14 protein-coding genes are annotated in these 17,908 nt (G+C 72.8%); 10 read left to right on the forward strand and 4 right to left on the reverse strand.

Annotated elements, in window-relative coordinates; genetic code table 11:
- Window positions 1-124: 124 nt before the first annotated feature.
- A complete protein-coding gene (gltB, locus tag OG276_RS28320) occupies window positions 125-4,663 on the forward strand; it encodes a glutamate synthase large subunit (protein ID WP_266913176.1) in 4,539 nt (1,512 codons plus the stop codon).
- Window positions 4,656-6,116, forward strand: a complete 1,461-nt coding sequence (locus OG276_RS28325; protein ID WP_266909516.1) for a glutamate synthase subunit beta — start codon at window positions 4,656-4,658, stop codon at window positions 6,114-6,116. Before gltB ends, OG276_RS28325 begins: the two co-directional genes overlap by 8 nt.
- A gap of 131 nt (window positions 6,117-6,247) precedes the next feature.
- Here OG276_RS28325 and OG276_RS28330 read toward each other — a convergent pair whose 3' ends face one another.
- Together OG276_RS28330 and OG276_RS28335 are read right to left on the reverse strand one after the other, a co-directional pair.
- Window positions 6,248-7,030, reverse strand: a complete 783-nt coding sequence (locus OG276_RS28330) for a GntR family transcriptional regulator (protein WP_266909517.1) — start codon at window positions 7,028-7,030, stop codon at window positions 6,248-6,250.
- Window positions 7,027-7,575: a GntR family transcriptional regulator gene (locus tag OG276_RS28335; RefSeq protein ID WP_266909518.1), complete on the reverse strand. Its 549-nt coding sequence runs from the start codon at window positions 7,573-7,575 to the stop codon at window positions 7,027-7,029. Before OG276_RS28335 ends, OG276_RS28330 begins: the two co-directional genes overlap by 4 nt.
- Before the next feature lie 149 nt (window positions 7,576-7,724).
- Here OG276_RS28335 and OG276_RS28340 point away from each other — a divergent pair, with 149 nt between their 5' ends.
- The 3 genes from OG276_RS28340 to OG276_RS28350 all read left to right on the forward strand — a co-directional run bounded on the left by OG276_RS28340 (window position 7,725) and on the right by OG276_RS28350 (window position 11,808).
- Entirely contained in the window at window positions 7,725-8,114 is a 390-nt protein-coding gene (locus OG276_RS28340) for an ATP-binding protein (protein WP_266909519.1), read from the forward strand.
- 176 nt (window positions 8,115-8,290) lie between these two features.
- Window positions 8,291-10,852 carry a molybdopterin-dependent oxidoreductase gene (locus OG276_RS28345; RefSeq protein ID WP_266909520.1) on the forward strand — a complete coding sequence of 854 codons (2,562 nt, stop codon included), beginning with the start codon at window positions 8,291-8,293 and terminating at the stop codon, window positions 10,850-10,852.
- Entirely contained in the window at window positions 10,849-11,808 is a 960-nt protein-coding gene (locus OG276_RS28350; RefSeq protein ID WP_266909521.1) for a xanthine dehydrogenase family protein subunit M, read from the forward strand. The genes OG276_RS28345 and OG276_RS28350 overlap by 4 nt, the downstream gene beginning before the upstream one ends.
- 15 nt (window positions 11,809-11,823) lie before the next feature.
- Here the strand turns inward: OG276_RS28350 and OG276_RS28355 are convergent, their stop codons facing one another.
- Window positions 11,824-12,822 (reverse strand): GlxA family transcriptional regulator, encoded by a 999-nt coding sequence (locus OG276_RS28355; RefSeq protein ID WP_266909522.1) that lies wholly within the window; start codon window positions 12,820-12,822, stop codon window positions 11,824-11,826.
- A gap of 111 nt (window positions 12,823-12,933) precedes the next feature.
- On the opposite strand from OG276_RS28355, the gene OG276_RS28360 reads away from it, so the two are divergent.
- The 3 genes from OG276_RS28360 (at window position 12,934) to OG276_RS28370 (ending at window position 15,258) form a co-directional block, all read left to right on the forward strand.
- Window positions 12,934-13,851 carry an NAD-dependent epimerase/dehydratase family protein gene (locus tag OG276_RS28360; RefSeq protein WP_266909523.1) on the forward strand — a complete coding sequence of 306 codons (918 nt, stop codon included), beginning with the start codon at window positions 12,934-12,936 and terminating at the stop codon, window positions 13,849-13,851.
- 118 nt (window positions 13,852-13,969) lie between these two features.
- On the forward strand, window positions 13,970-14,176 hold the full coding sequence (locus OG276_RS28365; RefSeq protein ID WP_266913178.1) for a hypothetical protein: 207 nt from the start codon (window positions 13,970-13,972) through the stop codon (window positions 14,174-14,176).
- Entirely contained in the window at window positions 14,173-15,258 is a 1,086-nt protein-coding gene (locus OG276_RS28370) for a hypothetical protein (protein ID WP_266909524.1), read from the forward strand. The genes OG276_RS28365 and OG276_RS28370 overlap by 4 nt, the downstream gene beginning before the upstream one ends.
- Before the next feature lie 83 nt (window positions 15,259-15,341).
- On the opposite strand, the gene OG276_RS28375 is transcribed toward OG276_RS28370, so the two are convergent.
- Window positions 15,342-15,809 carry an SgcJ/EcaC family oxidoreductase gene (locus tag OG276_RS28375; RefSeq protein WP_266909525.1) on the reverse strand — a complete coding sequence of 156 codons (468 nt, stop codon included), beginning with the start codon at window positions 15,807-15,809 and terminating at the stop codon, window positions 15,342-15,344.
- 96 nt (window positions 15,810-15,905) lie between these two features.
- Here OG276_RS28375 and OG276_RS28380 point away from each other — a divergent pair, with 96 nt between their 5' ends.
- Complete coding sequence (locus OG276_RS28380; RefSeq protein WP_266909526.1) at window positions 15,906-16,400, forward strand: MarR family winged helix-turn-helix transcriptional regulator; 495 nt, start codon at window positions 15,906-15,908, stop codon at window positions 16,398-16,400.
- 109 nt (window positions 16,401-16,509) lie between these two features.
- Window positions 16,510-17,907: a DUF1906 domain-containing protein gene (locus OG276_RS28385; RefSeq protein ID WP_266909527.1), complete on the forward strand. Its 1,398-nt coding sequence runs from the start codon at window positions 16,510-16,512 to the stop codon at window positions 17,905-17,907.
- Window position 17,908: the final 1 nt, after the last annotated feature.

Consider the following 17,908-nt stretch of genomic DNA (forward strand, 5'->3'; position numbering starts at 1 on the left):
AATTTCGCAGAGGGCCAACGTCGTCCCTCGGCTATGCACATATGCCACGACGACGACGGGAGAGCCGATGCGTTCCGCATCCACGCACTCCGCGACCGGCCTCAGCAACACCGCCTGGTCGCCCATGGACGGTCGCCCCGCCCAGCAGGGCATGTACGACCCGCGCAACGAGCACGACGCCTGTGGCGTCGGCTTTGTGGCCAACCTCACCGGCGAGGCCAGCCACACGCTGGTCGAGCAGGCGCTGACCGTATTGCGGAACCTCGAGCACCGAGGCGCCACCGGATCCGAGCCCGACTCGGGCGACGGCGCCGGCATCCTCTCCCAGGTCCCGGACGCGTTCCTGCGCGACGTGGCCGGTTTCGACCTTCCCGAGGCCGGCGCGTACGCCGTCGGCATCGCCTTCCTCCCCGCCGACGGCACCGCACAGGCCGTCGCCGTGGAGCAGATCGAGGCCATCGCCGCCGAGGAGAACCTCACGGTTCTCGGCTGGCGCGAGGTTCCGGTCACCCCCGACCTGCTCGGCAACGGCGCCCGCGCCACCATGCCGGCCTTCTCGCAGCTGTTCGTCAGCAACGGGACCTCGGGCATCGAGCTGGACCGCAAGGCCTTCGTGCTGCGCAAGCGCGCCGAGCGCGAGGCCGGGGTCTACTTCCCGTCGCTCTCGGCCCGCACGATCGTCTACAAGGGCATGCTGACCACCGGCCAGCTGGAGCCCTTCTTCCCGGACCTCTCGGACCGCCGCTTCGCCTCCGCGATCGCCCTGGTCCACTCCCGGTTCTCGACGAACACCTTCCCGTCGTGGCCGCTGGCCCACCCGTACCGCTTCGTCGCGCACAACGGCGAGATCAACACGGTCAAGGGCAACCGGAACTGGATGCGGGCCCGCGAGTCCCAGCTGGCCTCCGGCCTCTTCGGCGAGGGTGCCCTGGAGCGGATCTTCCCGATCTGCACCCCGGACGCCTCCGACTCGGCCTCCTTCGACGAGGTCCTGGAGCTGCTCCACCTCGGCGGCCGGTCCCTCCCGCACAGCGTGCTGATGATGATCCCGGAGGCGTGGGAGAACCACACCTCCATGTCGCCGGCCCGCCGCGCGTTCTACAAGTACCACTCCACGCAGATGGAGCCGTGGGACGGCCCCGCCTGCGTCACCTTCACCGACGGCACCCAGGTCGGCGCGGTCCTCGACCGCAACGGTCTGCGCCCCGGCCGCTACTGGGTCACCGACGACGACTTCGTCGTGCTCTCCTCCGAGGTCGGCGTCCTGGACATCGACCCGGCCAAGGTCGTCCGCAAGGGCCGCCTGCAGCCCGGCAAGATGTTCCTCGTCGACACCGCCCAGAAGCGGATCATCGAAGACGACGAGATCAAGGACGCGCTGGCCGCCGAGCACCCGTACGCCGAATGGCTGGAGACGGGCGAGATCGAGCTGACGGACCTGCCCGAGCGTGAGCACATCGTGCACACCCACGCCTCGGTCACCCGCCGCCAGCAGACCTTCGGCTACACCGAGGAAGAGCTCCGCGTCATCCTCGCGCCGATGGCCCGCAGCGCCGGCGAGCCGCTCGGCTCCATGGGTACGGACTCCCCGATCGCGGCCCTGTCCGAGCGCCCCCGGCTGCTCTTCGACTACTTCACCCAGCTCTTCGCGCAGGTCACCAACCCGCCGCTGGACGCCATCCGCGAGGAGCTCGTCACCTCGCTGCTGTCCTCGCTCGGCCCGCAGGGCAACCTGCTGGAGCCGACCGCCGCGTCCTGCCGCAGCGTCACCCTGCCGTTCCCGGTGATCGACAACGACGAGCTGGCCAAGCTCATCCACGTCAACGCCGACGGCGACATGCCGGGCATGAAGGCCGCCACCCTCTCGGGCCTGTACCGGGTCTCGGGCGGCGGTGCGGCCCTGGCCGCCCGCATCGAGGAGATCCGCGGCGAGGTCGACGCGGCCATCGAGAACGGCGCGCACCTGATCGTCCTCTCGGACCGTCACTCCGACGCCGAGCACGCGCCGATCCCGTCGCTGCTGCTCACCTCGGCCGTGCACCACCACCTCATCGCCACCAAGCAGCGCACCCAGGTGGGCCTGCTGGTCGAGGCCGGCGACGTCCGCGAGGTCCACCACGTCGCGCTGCTCATCGGCTACGGCGCGGCCGCGGTCAACCCGTACCTCGCCATGGAGTCCGTCGAGGACCTCCTCGCCGCGGGCACCTTCCTGTCCGGCCTGGAGCCGGAGCAGGCCATCAAGAACCTGATCTACGCGCTCGGCAAGGGCGTCCTGAAGGTCATGTCCAAGATGGGCATCTCCACCGTCGCCTCCTACCGCGGCGCGCAGGTCTTCGAGGCCGTCGGCCTGAACGAGGAGTTCGTCGCGGCGTACTTCGCGGGCACCGCCACGAAGATCGGCGGCGCCGGCCTGGACGTCATCGCCAAGGAGGTGGCCGCGCGCCACACCAAGGCGTACCCGGCCTCCGGCATCGCGGCCACGCACCGCGCGCTGGAGATCGGCGGCGAGTACCAGTGGCGCCGCGAGGGCGAGCCGCACCTGTTCGACCCGGACACGGTCTTCCGCCTGCAGCACGCCACGCGCAACCGCCGGTACGACATCTTCAAGCAGTACACGGACCGGGTGAACGAGCAGTCCGAGCGCCTGATGACGCTCCGCGGGCTCTTCGGCTTCAAGTCCGAGCGCGAAGCCATCTCCATCGACGAGGTCGAGTCGGTCGCCGACATCGTCAAGCGCTTCTCCACCGGCGCCATGTCGTACGGCTCCATCTCCAAGGAGGCGCACGAGACCCTCGCCATCGCCATGAACCAGTTGGGCGCGAAGTCCAACACCGGTGAGGGCGGCGAGGACCCGGACCGCCTGTACGACCCGGCGCGCCGCTCCTCCATCAAGCAGGTCGCCTCCGGCCGCTTCGGTGTCACGAGCGAGTACCTGGTCAACGCGGACGACATCCAGATCAAGATGGCGCAGGGTGCCAAGCCCGGCGAGGGCGGCCAGCTGCCCGGCCACAAGGTCTACCCGTGGGTCGCCAAGACCCGGCACTCCACCCCGGGTGTCGGCCTGATCTCCCCGCCGCCGCACCACGACATCTACTCCATCGAGGACCTGGCTCAGCTGATCCACGACCTCAAGAACGCCAACCCGGTCGCCCGCATCCACGTGAAGCTGGTCTCCGAGGTCGGCGTGGGTACGGTCGCGGCCGGTGTCTCCAAGGCCCACGCGGACGTCGTGCTCATCTCCGGCCACGACGGCGGTACGGGCGCGTCCCCGCTCACCTCGCTGAAGCACGCGGGCGGTCCCTGGGAGCTCGGCCTCGCCGAGACCCAGCAGACCCTCCTGCTCAACGGGCTGCGCGACCGCATCGTGGTCCAGACGGACGGCCAGCTCAAGACCGGCCGCGACGTCATCATCGCCGCGCTGCTCGGCGCCGAGGAGTTCGGTTTCGCGACCGCGCCGCTCGTCGTCTCCGGCTGCGTCATGATGCGCGTCTGCCACCTGGACACCTGCCCGGTCGGCATCGCCACCCAGAACCCGGTCCTGCGCGACCGCTTCTCCGGCAAGCCCGAGTTCGTCGTCAACTTCTTCGAGTTCATCGCGGAGGAGGTGCGCGAGCTCCTCGCCGAGCTGGGCTTCCGCACGATCGAGGAGGCCGTCGGCCACGCCGAGCTCCTCGACACCAGCAAGGCCGTCACGCACTGGAAGGCGCAGGGTCTCGACCTGGAGCCGCTCTTCTACGTGCCGGAGCTGCCCGAGGGCGCGGTCCGCCACGCCCTGATCGAGCAGGACCACGGTCTGGAGAAGGCGCTCGACAACGAGCTCATCCGCCTCGCCGCGGACGCGCTGAACGCCGACTCGGCCGAGACCGCGCAGCCGGTCCGCGCCCAGGTCGCGATCCGCAACATCAACCGCACGGTCGGCACCATGCTCGGCCACGAGGTCACGAAGAAGTTCGGTGGCGCGGGCCTGCCCGACAACACCATCGACCTGACCTTCACCGGCTCCGCCGGCCAGTCCTTCGGCGCCTTCCTGCCCAGCGGTGTCACGCTGCGCCTCGAGGGCGACGCCAACGACTACGTCGGCAAGGGCCTCTCCGGCGGCCGCGTCGTGGTCCGCCCGGACCGCGGCGCCGACCACCTGGCCGAGTACTCGACCATCGCGGGCAACACGATCGGCTACGGCGCCACCGGCGGCGAGCTGTTCCTGCGCGGCCGCACCGGCGAGCGCTTCTGCGTCCGCAACTCCGGCGCCCTGGTCGTCTCGGAAGGCGTGGGCGACCACGGCTGCGAGTACATGACCGGCGGCACCGCGGTCGTCCTCGGCGAGACGGGCCGCAACTTCGCGGCGGGCATGTCGGGCGGCGTCGCGTACGTCATCGACCTCGACCCGAACAACGTCAACGTCGGCAACACGGGCGCGGTCGAAGCCCTCTCCGACACGGATGCCCAGTGGCTGCACGATGTGGTGCGCCGCCACGAGGAGGAGACCGGCTCGACCGTGGCCGCGAAGCTCCTGGCTGACTGGACCGCCTCGGCGGCCCGCTTCAGCAAGATCATCCCGACCACGTACAAGGCAGTGCTCGCCGCCAAGGACGCCGCTGAGCTCGCCGGACTCTCCGAGTCCGAGACCACGGAGAAGATGATGGAGGCGGCGACCAATGGCTGACCCGAAGGGCTTCCTCACCACCCCGCGCGAGACCGCCTGCACCCGTCCTGTGGCCGAGCGCCTCCAGGACTGGAACGAGGTCTACGTTCCGGGCTCGCTGCTGCCGATCATCAGCAAGCAGGCCGGCCGCTGCATGGACTGCGGCATCCCGTTCTGCCACAACGGCTGCCCCCTCGGGAACCTGATCCCCGAGTGGAACGACTTCGCGTACCGCGAGGACTGGACCGCCGCCTCCGAGCGGCTGCACGCGACGAACAACTTCCCGGAGTTCACCGGGCGGCTGTGCCCGGCGCCGTGCGAGTCCGCCTGCGTGCTCGGCATCAACCAGCCGGCCGTCACCATCAAGAACGTCGAAGTCTCGATCATCGACAAGGCGTGGGACAACGGCGACGTCACCCCGCAGGCGCCCGAGCGCCTGTCGGGCAAGACCGCCGCGGTCATCGGCTCCGGCCCGGCGGGTCTCGCCGCGGCCCAGCAGCTGACCCGGGCCGGCCACACCGTGGTGGTGTACGAGCGCGCCGACCGCATCGGCGGGCTGCTGCGCTACGGCATCCCCGAGTTCAAGATGGAGAAGGTGCACATCAACCGCCGCATCGAGCAGATGCGCGCGGAGGGCACCAAGTTCCGTACGGGCGTCGAGGTCGGCCGCGACGTCACCGCCACGGACCTGCGCAAGCGGTTCGACGCGGTCGTCATCGCGGCGGGCGCGACGATCTCCCGCGACCTCCCGGTCCCGGGCCGCGACCTGAACGGCATCCACTTCGCGATGGAGTACCTCCCCCTCGCGAACAAGGTCCAGGAGGGCGACTTCATGGCGCCCCCCATCACGGCCGAGGGCAAGCACGTGGTCGTCATCGGCGGCGGCGACACCGGCGCGGACTGCGTGGGCACCGCCCACCGCCAGGGCGCGGCCTCGGTCACGCAGCTGGAGATCATGCCGCGTCCCTCCGAGGACCGGCCGGCCGGCCAGCCCTGGCCGACCTTCCCCATGCTGTACAAGGTCACCTCTGCTCACGAGGAGGGCGGCGAGCGGATCTACTCCGTCTCCACCACCCACTTCGAGGGCGACGAGGACGGCAACGTCAAGGCCCTCCACCTCGTCGAGGTCGCCTTCGAGGACGGCAAGCTCGTCCAGAAGCCCGGCACCGAGCGCGTCCTCCCCGCGCAGCTGGTCACCCTGGCGATGGGCTTCACCGGCACCGACCAGGAGAACGGCCTCACGGCGCAGTTCGGCCTGGCGATGGACGCCCGCGGCAACATCGAGCGCGACGCCTCCTACGCGACCAACGTCGACGGCGTCTTCGTCGCCGGCGACGCCGGCCGCGGCCAGTCGCTGATCGTCTGGGCCATCGCGGAAGGCCGCTCGGCCGCCCGCGGCGTGGACCGCTTCCTGACCGGCACCAGCGCCCTCCCGTACCCGGTCAAGCCGACGGACCGCTCGATCACCGTGTAACACGCAGTACCTGCAGAACCCCTCCTCCGGGAGGACCCCTCATACGGTCCGTACAACGAAGTACGGCACTCGACACAACGCCCGCCACGTCCCCGACCAGGGGTGGCGGGCGTTGTGGCGTTCCGGGGTGGTCAGGCTTCGGGCGCGAACTCGTACTGGAGCTCGTACAGGTGGCCTGCCTTCACCATGACGGTGACCTCGATCGGCTGTCCCTCCGCGCCGTAAACCGCACGGAGGGTCCGCAGGACGGGGAGGTCGCCGGGTAGCCGTAGGGCGGTGTACTGCTCCTGCGTCGCGACGCGGGCGGAGAGCCGGTCCATGCTGTGGCGGGGTGGGAAGCCGAGTTCCGTCAGCAGGGTCGGAGTGCCGCCCCGGATCCGGCGGGGTTCCGCGAGGGCGGTGCCGCGCGCGAGGTCCGGCGGGTAGTACGAGCTCACCAGCTCGGCGGGTTCGCCCTCGATGGTGATCAGCTGGCGTCTGCACACGGCCGCACTGCCCTCGGGGAGGCCGAGAGCGGCGGCGACATCACCGACGACGGACACCTCTTCCACTGCCAGCAACGTGCTGTGTGCCGCGCGGGCCGGTTCCGATGCTTCGGTGAGCCATGGGTAGGACGCCCCATCCACGGCGGGCGTGAGGGAGCCTGAAGGGCGGACGGTCCGCTGCCGGGTGTCTCGTACGGTCACTGCCGCGCCCGCACGGCCCAGAGCCAGTCCCTCGTCCTTGAGGAGCCGGACGGCCTTCTGGATCGTTGCGTTGGAGGCGTCGAACCGGGATTTCAGCTGTGACGTCGAAGGCAGCTTCGATCCGGGTGCGAGGTCGCCGTTCATGATCTCGTCCCGCAGATCGGCGGCGATGCGGGCATGGAGCGGCCGGGGGTCGGGGCCTGCGGCTTCGGAACTGGACAGGGTCATGCGACCTCGATGTCGATCTCGTACCGCAACTGCTGGCGTCCGGCAGGCATGACCATCACGTCGGCCTGAATCGGCCGGCCCGCCGAGTCATAGGTGGTCCGGGCGAGTTGGAGGATCGGCTCGAACGGCCCGAGGCCCAGATGCTCCCGCTCCTCGGAGCCGGGCATCCGGGCCGTCACGTTCTCGACGGCCCGTACGCCGATGTGTCCCAGCGAGGCCAGCAGGGTCACCGCGCCGCCCCGGATCTTTGCCGTGCCGGCCAGAGGGGTGCCCGCGGCGATGTCGGCAGGGTAGTAGGTGTCGGTCAATTCGGTTGGCTCGCCGTCGAGTTCGATGATCCGGCGGCGGACGATGACGGATTCCCCGCTTGTGAGGTCGAGCATGCGGGCGACCTCGGCCGGGGTGTCGGCCGCGCCGGCGTGCAGGATGCGCTGCGCGCCGCGGCGGCCCGCTGCCTCAGCCTCGGCGGTCCAGGCATCGGAGTCCCCGTCGGGGCGAGGGGTCAGGTACGGCATCGACGTGCCGGTCCATCCGCTGCCGCTCACGGTGCCTCCCGAGTGTCCGTCGCTGTCTGCCGGTGCCCACGTTAAGCGACGCCTCCGCGCTATCCCAGCCTGCAAACCTTGCCGCTTTTCGCGAATAGCGATACGTTCTGTGAGGCCTTGGAAGCTCAGCGTTAAGGCGGTGGGGTGCTATGTCCTTGTCCCGGCAGCAGCGGTTCCCTCGGGCCCGTGCCTCGGTGCGCGCGGCCCGTCAGTTCGTGGGAGACACGCTTGGTGATTGGGGCGTGTCCGAGCGGCGCGACGACATACGGCTCTGTGTGTCCGAGCTCGCCACGAATGCCGTTCTGCACGGGGTCCCGCTGGGGCGGGAGTTCGCCGTGCGTCTGGAGTGGGCGGGCGGGATCGTGACGATCGAGGTGCGCGACAGCGGCCCGGGTCGCCCCGTCGTGGAACAGCCCGACCTCGGTGCCCGGAGCGGCCGGGGGTTGTGGTTGGTGGTCGAGCCTGCGGACGAGTTCCGGATCCGCGACGAACGGGTGGGCAAGGTGATCCGGGCCGGATTCAAGGTGGCCTCGGCGTGAGGTGAGTGACTGGGACACAGCGCCCGCCACGTCCCCGACCAGGGGTGGCGGGCGTTGTGGCGTTTCGGGGTGGGTGTGCCGAACTGCGGGGTGGGCCGTGGCGGGTTATCAAGGGGGTGAAGGCGAGCCCGGATGGTGTGGGGGTCGTCGCCCCCCACGGTTGAGGAGTGCGTCTCGTGGAGTTCGAGGTCAATGGCGTCCCGTGTGTGGTGGACGTGGACGATGATCCGGCTGCCGTGGAGGTGGTGCGGGAGCAGTTGGGGCTGACGGGGACCAAGCTGGTCTGCGCCGGCGGGGTCTGCGGGGCGTGCACGGTGCAGGTCGACGGCGAGCCGCGGGTGGCGTGTCTGACGCCGGCGGTGCGGCTGGCCGGGAGGCGGGTGACGACGGTGGAGGGGCTGGCCGGTCACCCGGTCGGGCGTGCCTTCGCCGGTGAGGACGCGCTCCAGTGCGGTTACTGCACGCCCGGGTTCGTGGTCGAGGCGGCCGCGTTCTTCGAGCGGTGGCGGGCCGCGCACGGGCGGAGCAGGCCGGGGCGGGAGGAGATCGCGGAGGCGCTGGCGGGGCACCTGTGCCGGTGCGGGGCGTACGAGGGGATCTTCAGTGCCGTGGCGGCGGCCTGTGCGGGGGACTACGACGGGGAGGTGCCGGCGCCGCCGCGCGCCGAGGCTCCCGAGAAGGTCGACGGGTCGGCCCGGTACACCACCGATCACCGGCCGGAGGGGCTGCTGGAGGGGGTGATCATCCGCTCGCCGCACGCGCACGCGTACGTACGGTCCCTGGAGGCGGGGGATCTGGCGCTGGTGCCGCTGCTGCCCCCCGACGGAGTGGTGCGGTACGTCGGGCAGCCCGTGGCGGCGGTCGCCGCGGCGGACCGGGCCTCGGCGCGGGCGGCCGCCGGGCGGGTCAAGGTGGAGTACGAGGTGCTGCCGGCCGCCCTCGACGTGAGCCGGGCCCGGGCCGGCGAGGGGCCGCTGGTCTACGAGGACAAGGCGTCGCGGAAGCTGGCGCCCGGGTCGGGGGAGGCTCCTCAGCTGACGCCCGCGCGCTGGCGCGGGAACCGGCGGGGACCCTCCGCCATGAGCAAGCGGCCCGCCACGGCCGTGCGCCGGATCACGGAGGCCCGTAAGAACAGCCCCGAGCGGGTGGTCGAGGGGCTGTTCACGACCGCCGCGCAAACCCACACCCCGCTCGAACCGCACGCCTGCCTGGCCCGCTGGGACGAAGGCACCCTCCACCTGGAGGTGTCCACGCAGTCGGTCAAGCAGGTGGCCGTACTCGCCGCCGAGCGCTTCGGCGTGCCCCTCGAACGGGTGGTGGCCCGGGCCGTCCACGTCGGCGGCGGCTTCGGCTGCAAGATGGGGCTGACCTCCGACGTGATCGCCGCGGCGGAACTGGCCCGGCTGCACGGCGCCCCCGTACGGGTGGTGCTGGACCGGGACGAGGAGCTCACCGACGGCGGGTACCGGCCCGGCACCCGGATCCGGCTGGCGATGGCCGCCGACGCCACCGGCGGGCTGAGCGCGCTGGCCATGGACGTGGACACCGACGGCGGGGTCTCGGTGGGCGGCACCGTCGCCGCGCTCGCCCGGTTCATGTACGGCAAGGCCCCGCGCCGGCTACGGGACTTCGACACCGTCACCCACCGGCCGCCGGGCGCGCCCTTCCGCGGCCCGGGCGGACCCACGATGTGCTGGGCCCTGGAACAGGCCGTCGACGAGATGGCCCACCGGCTGGGAGAGGATCCGATCGCCCTGCGGCGCCGCTGGGACGGCAACCCGAAGCGCCACGCGCTGTACGACCTGGCCTCCGCCCTCCCGGCCTGGGCGGGCACCCGCGGCGGCACCGGGCGCTTCCGCCGGGGCGTCGGCGTCGCGGCGGCCAACTGGCTGTACTTCCTCGACCCCGTCACCGAGGTCGAGCTCACCGTCGAGGACGGGATCGTCGTCGCCCGCTGCGCCGTGCAGGACATGGGCACGGGCTCGCGCACCGTACTGCGCCGCGCCGTCGCCGAAGGGCTCGGCGTACCGGAGGAGAGGGTGCGCGCCGAGGTCGGGCACAGCGACACCGTCCACGGCCCGACTTCCGGCGGCAGCCGCACCACGCCGTCGATCGTGCCCGCCGCCGCGGACGCCGCCGCACGGCTGCGCGAGGCGCTCGGCGGCGGTGACGGCGACGTGGCCTCCCGGCTGGGCATGGCGCACGGCGTACGGGTCACCGGCCGGCGCACCCGGGACCACCGGGGCTTCGTGACCCCCCTCAACCTGACCATGGGTGGCGTGGCGATCGGCCGCGGCTTTACCGGATCGGTGCAGGTCGCCGAGGTGGAGGTGGACACCCGGCTCGGCCGGATCCGCCCGCTGCGCGTGTGGAGCGGCATCGCCGCGGGCCGCATCCACGAGGAACGGCTCGCCCGCAGCCAGTGCGAGGGCGCTGTCGTCCAGGGCGTCGGCTACGCCCTGTTCGAGGAGCGGCGCACCGACCCGGCCACGGGGCGGGTGCTGACCGACAACCTGGAGGACTACCGCATCCCCGGCATCGGGGACACCCCCGAGATCACCGTCCACTTCCACCAGGAGGGCTTCGACCACGTCCCCGGCGGCGGAGTCGGCCTCGGGGAGATCTCCACCCTGCCCACCGCGGCCGCCCTGGCCAACGCGGTCCACGACGCCACCGGCTGGCGCCCGTACGACATGCCCATCCGCCCCGACCGCCTCCTGGAAGGACTGGGTACGTGAGCACCGAGCCCACCCTCACCGACCTCTCGGCCGCCGTCCTGGCGCGCGGCGGGGAGCTGCGCGCCGGCGGAACCGACACCACCGCCCGGCAGCGCTCCGGCATCGCCCCGGGCCCGTTCACCGACCTCGACGGTGCGGGCAGCCTGCGCGGCTGTACGCCACTGCCCGACGGCGGGCTGCGGATCGGCGCCCTGACCACGCTCGCCGAGCTGACCACCGACCCGCGGGTACGCTCCGGCTGGCCCGCCCTGGCGGTGTCGGCCGGGACCGCGGCGACCCCGCAGATCCGCGCCGCCGGCACGCTGGGCGGCAACCTGCTCCAGCGCAACCGCTGCTGGTACTACCGCAATCCGCACTTCAGCTGCCTCCAGAAGGGCGGCTCCGGCTGCCCCGCACGCGAGGGCGACCACCACTTCGGTGTGGTCAGCGGCGACGGCCCGTGCGTCGCCCCGCACCCGTCGACCCTCGCGATGGCCCTGCTCACCTACGACGCCGGGGTCGAGGTCCACGGCGAATCGCCGCGCGGCGTCGCCGAGTTGTACGGGGACGGCGACCGGCTCCACCAGGCCGACCACCTGCTGGCACCGGACCGCATCCTCACCGCGGTCCTGCTGCCGCCGCCCCTGCCGGGCGAACGCGCCGCCTGCCACCGGGCGACCAGCCGGGCCCACGGCGAATGGCCCCTGGTCGAGGCCACCGCCCGGCTCGCACTGGACGGCGCCACCGTCACGCACGCCGCCGTCGCGGCGGGCGGGGTGGCACGGGTTCCGCTGCGGCTGCCGGAGGTCGAGGCCGCCCTGATCGGCCGGGAAGCCACCCCCGAAGCCCTCGCGGCGGCGGCCGCGACGGTACTGGCCCGCTGCCGCCCACTACCGCAGACCGGGTACAAGACCACCCTGTTCCGCGACACCGTCCTGGAGGTGCTGGAGCGGGCCGCCGCCCCGACCCGGTCGTAGGGCCGAGCACCCGCCCTACGGCTGCCGGACCCGTGCCATGGTCCGGTAGGCGGTCGGGGTGAGGCCCGTGGAGCGGACCAGGTGGGTACGGAGGGAGTCCGCCGTGCCGAGGCCGCTCCGGGCGGCCACCTGGTCCACGGGGAGGACGGTCGTCTCCAGGATCTCGCGGGCCCGGTGCAGGCGTTGGTGCAGGAGCCACTGCAGGGGGCTGAGACCCGTCTCCGAGCGGAAGCGGCGGGTCAGGGTGCGCACGCTCAGGCCCGCGTGCCGGGCCAGGTCGGCCAGGGCGGTCGGTTCGTGCAGGCGGGCCAGGGCCCAGGCGCGGGTCGCGGCGAGGGAGGTGCCGCGGTCGGCCGGGAGCGGGGTCTCGATGAACTGGGCCTGACCGCCCGGCCGTACGGGGGCCGCGACCACCAGGCGGGCGGTGCCGTTCGCGACGGCGGCCCCGTAGTCGCAGCGCACCATGTGCAGGCACAGGTCGATCCCCGCGGAGAGCCCCGCCGAGGTCAGCACCCCGCCGTCCTCGACGAACAGCACGCCCGGCACGAGGTCGACCGCGGGGAAGCGCTCCCTGAACTCCTGCGACATGCTCCAGAAGGTCGTGGCGCGGCGGGAGCCGAGGAGACCGGCCTGGGCCAGGACGAACGCGCCGGTGCAGATGGACGCGATGCGCCGGCCCTGCGCGGCGGCGGTCCGCAAGGCGTCCAGTACGCGCGGGTCGGCGCTGACCCGGGCGCCCGTCCCCGTCACCATCACCGTGTCGGCCCGCTCGATCGCCTCCAGGCCGTGGCGCACGACGATGTCGATGCCGATCGCCGCGGCGACGACGCCGGGGGCGGGGGTGCAGACCGTCACCTCGTAGGCCGGGTCCTCCCCGATGCGCGTCGCGCCGAAGACCACCTCCGGGATCGACAGGTCGAAGGTGGTCACCGGGGGGACCGCGATGACCGTCACGCGATGCGGGCGGTGGGCCGCAGGGGCGGAAGCGGGACCGTGTGCGGGAGGAGTCGTCATGGCTCGAATCTCCGGACGGCTGGCATTCGGGCCACTACTGTACGGCGCCGCACCGGGCGAGGGTTGATCCATCGCGTGAACAACTCGCGCCCTCGACAGGGGAGTACAGCCATGTCCGTGCACGTCGTCACCGGCGCCGGCCCGATCGGCACCGCCACCGCCCGCCTGCTCGCCGCGTCCGGCGAACAGGTCCGTGTCATCACCCGCAGCGGCGGCGGGCCCGAGCATCCGCTCGTCGAGCGGGTCGCCGCCGACATCACCGACACCGACCGCCTCACCGAACTGCTCCGCGGTGCGCGCACCCTCTACAACGCGGCCGCTCCCGCCTACCAGGACTGGCGCACCGCCTTCCCGCCGCTGGCGGCCTCCCTGCTCACCGCCGCCGGGCGGACCGGCACGGACTACGTGATGCTGGGCAACCTCTACGGGTACGGATCCGCGGCGCAGCCCCTGACCCCCGGTCTGCCCCTGCGGCCGACCTCGGACAAGGGGCGGGTGCGCGCCGCGATCTGGGAGGAGGCCCTGGCCGCCCACGAGGCCGGGCGCGTGCGCGCCGCCGAGGTCCGGGCCGGCGACTTCCTCGGCGAAGGCGCGCTCTCCCTGTTCACCTGGACGGTCGCCCCCGCCGTCCTCGCGGGCACGGAGGCGGCGCTCCCGGTCGGCCTGGACGAGGCGCACGCCTGGTCCTACGTGGGCGATGTGGCCCGCACCCTCGTCGCCGTCGGCGGCCGGGAGGACGGCTGGGGCCGCGCCTGGCACGTGCCGTCCACCTCGGAACTGTCCATCCGGGCCTTGGCCGCCCGGCTCGCCGCAGCCGCGGGTGCGCCGGACCCGCGGCTCCGGCGGATGACGCCCGGGGAACTGGCCGAGCTGGTCGCCCGGGACGCCGTCATGGCCGAGGTCCCGGAGATGGCGTACATGTACGACGGGGCGCTGCGCCTCGACGCTTCCGAGACCGAGACCGTGCTCGGCGTACGGGCCACCGCGCTCGACCTCGTCCTCAAGGAGCTGGTGGAGAGCGGGAGCTGATGCCCCCGGGCGGCCCTACCCGCAAGTATTGACTATTAGTCAATTCGGGCCCACGCTCGACGCGAGCCGTCGTGTCGTCTCTGGTGTGGGAGGTCGTCCCGTGCGTACAGATGAGGAAATGGGCCGCTTGAGCGGGGAGTTGGGGGGCGCCCGGCCCCCCGCGTCGTTCGCGGAGCTGGATGCCGGGGAGCTCGTACGGCTCGCCGAGGCGCTCAAAGCGGAGCGGGCGCGTCAGGCCGAAGGCCTGAACCAGGCCGCCGAGGAGGCGCTGGGGCTGGTCCCCGCCCTCGCACGCGGGGCCGTGCGCAAGGTGCTGTTCCGGTGAGCCGCGCCGAAGTGGAGAAGATCGCCCGGCTGGTGGGCGCGGAAGCCGGGGAGCTCGGCTTCCTGCGCGGGCTGCCGGACGAGGACGTACGGGCGTTCCGGGAGCAGGTCAGCGGCGTACTGAACGACGGCGCACCCGAGATGCTCGACCGCATCGCCGCCGCGACCAAGCTGGTGCCGGCCGGGGTGGCGGCCGCCATCTCGCAGAAGGCGCTCGGACCCCGGCTGGCCGCCGGCGTGGCCGGCCGGCTGGAGGCGGGCCGGGCCGCCGCCATCATCGAGAAGCTGCCCGTCTCCTTCACCGCCGAGGCCTGCGGACACCTGGACCCGCGGAAGATCTCCGGCATCGTCGACCGGCTCGACGAGGGGCTCGTCGTACGCATCGCCACCACCCTCGCCGAGAACCGCGACCACCTCACCATGGGTCGGTTCGTCGGCCACATGCGGGACCAGGTGCTCCGCCGGATCCTCGACCAGGTCGACGACGCCGTCGTGCTGCGCGCCGGTTTCTACGTGGACCTGCCCGAGCGGCTGCCCCGGATCCTGGAGCTCATGGGCGACGACCGCCTCGGCGCGGTCGTACGGGCAGCTGCCGCCGAGGGGCTCTGGGAGGAAGCCCTCGGGGTCGCCGCGATGGTCGGCGGCGACCAGCGGCTGCGGATCGCCGAGCTCACCGCCCGCCTCGGCGCCGCCGAACTCGACTCGCTCGTACGGGTGACGCACGCCGAAGGCCTGTGGGAGTCGCTGCTCCCGCTCGTGGCGCTGCTCGGCGAGGAGGACCGGCTCGCGGTGGCCCGGCTGGACTCCCTGCGGGACCCGCTCGTGCTGGCCGGGGTGGTACGGGCCGTCGTGGCGACCGCGCTGTGGGGCGCCTTCCTCCCGCTGGTCGGCGTCCTGCCCGAGGAGGCGCGCAAGGTGGTGGCCGATGCCGCCGCCGGACTGGGCGACGCGGAGCTCGACGGACTGGTGCGCGAGGTCGGCGAGCAGGACCTGTGGGAGCTGGTGCTGCCGCTCGTCGAGCTGATGGAGGAGGCGGGGAAGGAGCGGATCTTCGCCCTGCCGGCCTTCCAAGACCAGGAGTAGGGGAGGGGGAGGAAGGAGAGGGGGAAGGAAGGGGAGAAGGAGGGGGCGGGAGCCGGCGTGGCCGCCCCCGTCCTCCCGCCCGGTCAGCGCTCGGCGGCCGGGACGAGGCCCGGGGCGAACCGGTAGGACACGGCCTCCATCAGGGGCTTGCGCTTGGTGTTCTGGAAGGCGGCGATCCGCCATGACCCGTCCGTGTCGCGGACGAGGGTGTACGTCTGGATCTTGGTGAGCTTCTGCGGGCGCTTGCCCTTGTAGGTGTCCCCGCGGCCGTTGACCACGGCCGCGTCGGGCCCGTAGAAGCGGATGTCGAGGATCTCGTCCGCCAGCCGGGTGCCCTTGAGGAAGCCGGCGAAGAGGGCGCGGTGGCTGTCCGCGATGTCGCGGCGGCCCCGGTAGAAGGTGCCGACGTAGGTGACGTACGTGGCGTCCTCGGTGAACAGCTCGCCGTACGCCTCGGCGTCGTGGCGCTCCCAGGCGGAGACGAGCCGGTCGAGCACGGTCCGGACGGAGGCCGAGGCGGAGGCGATGGACTCGCTGGTGGGCTGCTGCATGACGGATCACTCCCCATTTGGCTAGACTGGCGCAGATACTGAGCGAACGCAGTATCTGCATGCGTGCAGATATAAAGGTAGGAGGCGATCCCGAACATGGCAACAGGCAGCGGTGGTCCGGATGCGCACACGGTCTTCCGGCACTACCTGGACGCCGTCGGCCTCCAGGGGCTGGCCAGTGCCGAGGCGGCCGGTCTGCACACCTCGGAGTGGTACGCCCTCAGCCTCATCACCCTGGAGGGGGGCCTGTCCTCCGGCGAGCTCGCCACGCGCACCGGGCTCACCACGGGCGCGACGACCCGGCTCATCGACCGCCTCGAACGGGCCGGTTACGCCCGCCGGGCCGCCGACCCCGGGGACCGGCGCCGGGTCATCGTGGAGCCCGTGGCGGACGCGCTGGACCGGGTCGAGGACGCGGTCGCACCGGCCCGCCGGCACATCGCGGCCGTGATCGGCTCCTACACCCCGGAGCAGCAGGCCCTGCTCTTCGACTACTTCGCCCGCGCCGCGCCCGCGTTCCGCGCGGCCACGGAGGAGATCCGCGGCGCCGCCGCGCCCCGCCGGAGCAAGGGCCGCCCGGCGGTGGAGTAGGAGAGCGAGGGGGGCGTCCGCGGTGAGGTGCGGCCGTCACGTCAACAGGTGACGCAGGGCTCTCGTGCCTCTGCGTCAACACCCGGGCCTTCTGGTAACAGTGGGTCACATGCTCCCCTCCCACATGATGTTGAGCTGCCTGCTGGGCGCCGCGCTGCTCGCTCCCGTCCCCCTCGGGGCCGCCGACGGCCCCGTCCCCGACGGCCGCACCGTCGACTACCGCGGGCTGCGCCTCACCGTCCCCGCCGACTGGCGGGTCGTCGACCTCGACCGGAACCCCGACGCCTGCCTGCGCCTCGACCTGCCCACCCTCTACCTCGGGCACGCCGGCGCCCAGGGCGAATGCGGAGCCGCCCGCGCGGCCGCCCCCCGCTCCGACACCCTGCACCTGGAGCCGCTCGACGGGGCCCCGCCGCGCGCCGACATCCCCACCGTCGGGGGCGACGAGGGCGACCCCCTGCCCAAGGTCCGGGGCGACAGCAACGAGATCCGCTACGCCCTGCGCCGCGCCGGGGTGATGGCCACCGTTTCCTACGGGTCCACCCCCGAGGCCGTCCGCGCGGTCCTCACCCGGGCCCGCGCCCTCACACCCCCGGCCGCCCCCGGCCCGGTCCCCGTCGATCCGGTCGGCACCGTCGGCGGGGGTCCCCGTACCACCGTCCAGACGCCCTTCACCGGCGAGGGCTTCGACGCCTGCACGGCCCCCACCCAGCGCACCATGAACGCCTGGCGGACCGACTCGCCCTTCGGCGCCGTCGGCGTCTACATCGGCGGCCGCGCCCGCGCCTGCGCCCAGCCGCAGCTCACCGCCGGATGGGTGAGCCGGCAGGCCGAGGCGGGCTGGCACCTCATGCCGATCTGGGTCGGCCCCCAGCCCTGGAACAGCTCCTCCACGGGGCTGTCCACCGACCCCTCGGAGGCCAACGACCAGGGCCGGGCCGAGGCCGAGGGCGCGGCCCACGCGGCCGCGGCACTGGGCCTGGCCGAGGGCACGGTCCTCTACAACGACCTGGAGAACTACTCGGACCGGGCCACCTGGGACGCCCCGGTCGTCGCCTACCTCACGGCCTGGACGGTCCGCCTGCACGAACTGGGCTACGGCGCCGCCGCCTACGTCGCGGCGAGCTCCGGGGCCAAGGCGCTGAGCGCCCACTACGCCCAGGCCCCGGACGCCATGCCCGACGTGCTGTGGGTGGCCCGCTGGAACGGCGCCGCCTCCGTCACCGACGCCGACCTGGGCCTGCCCGCCGGTACGAGCCAGTGGACGGGGGGCCGCCGCGCCCACCAGTTCCGGGGGGACCACGACGCCACGTACGGGGGCGTGACGCTCAACATCGACCGGAGCTGGCTGGACGTCGGCGCGCAGACCCCGGCCCCGGCCAAGGCCCCGAAGGCCCCGAAGGCCCCGGGCAAGACGCCCAAGGCCCCGAAGGCCTCGGGCAAGACCCCGGCCAAGGTTCCGGCCAAGGCTCCGAAGGTCCCGGCGAAGACCCCGGCCAGGGTCTAGT

Origin of the sequence: Streptomyces sp. NBC_00086 (assembly GCF_026343255.1) — a bacterium.
In the GTDB taxonomy this organism is placed as follows: Bacteria; Actinomycetota; Actinomycetes; order Streptomycetales; family Streptomycetaceae; genus Streptomyces.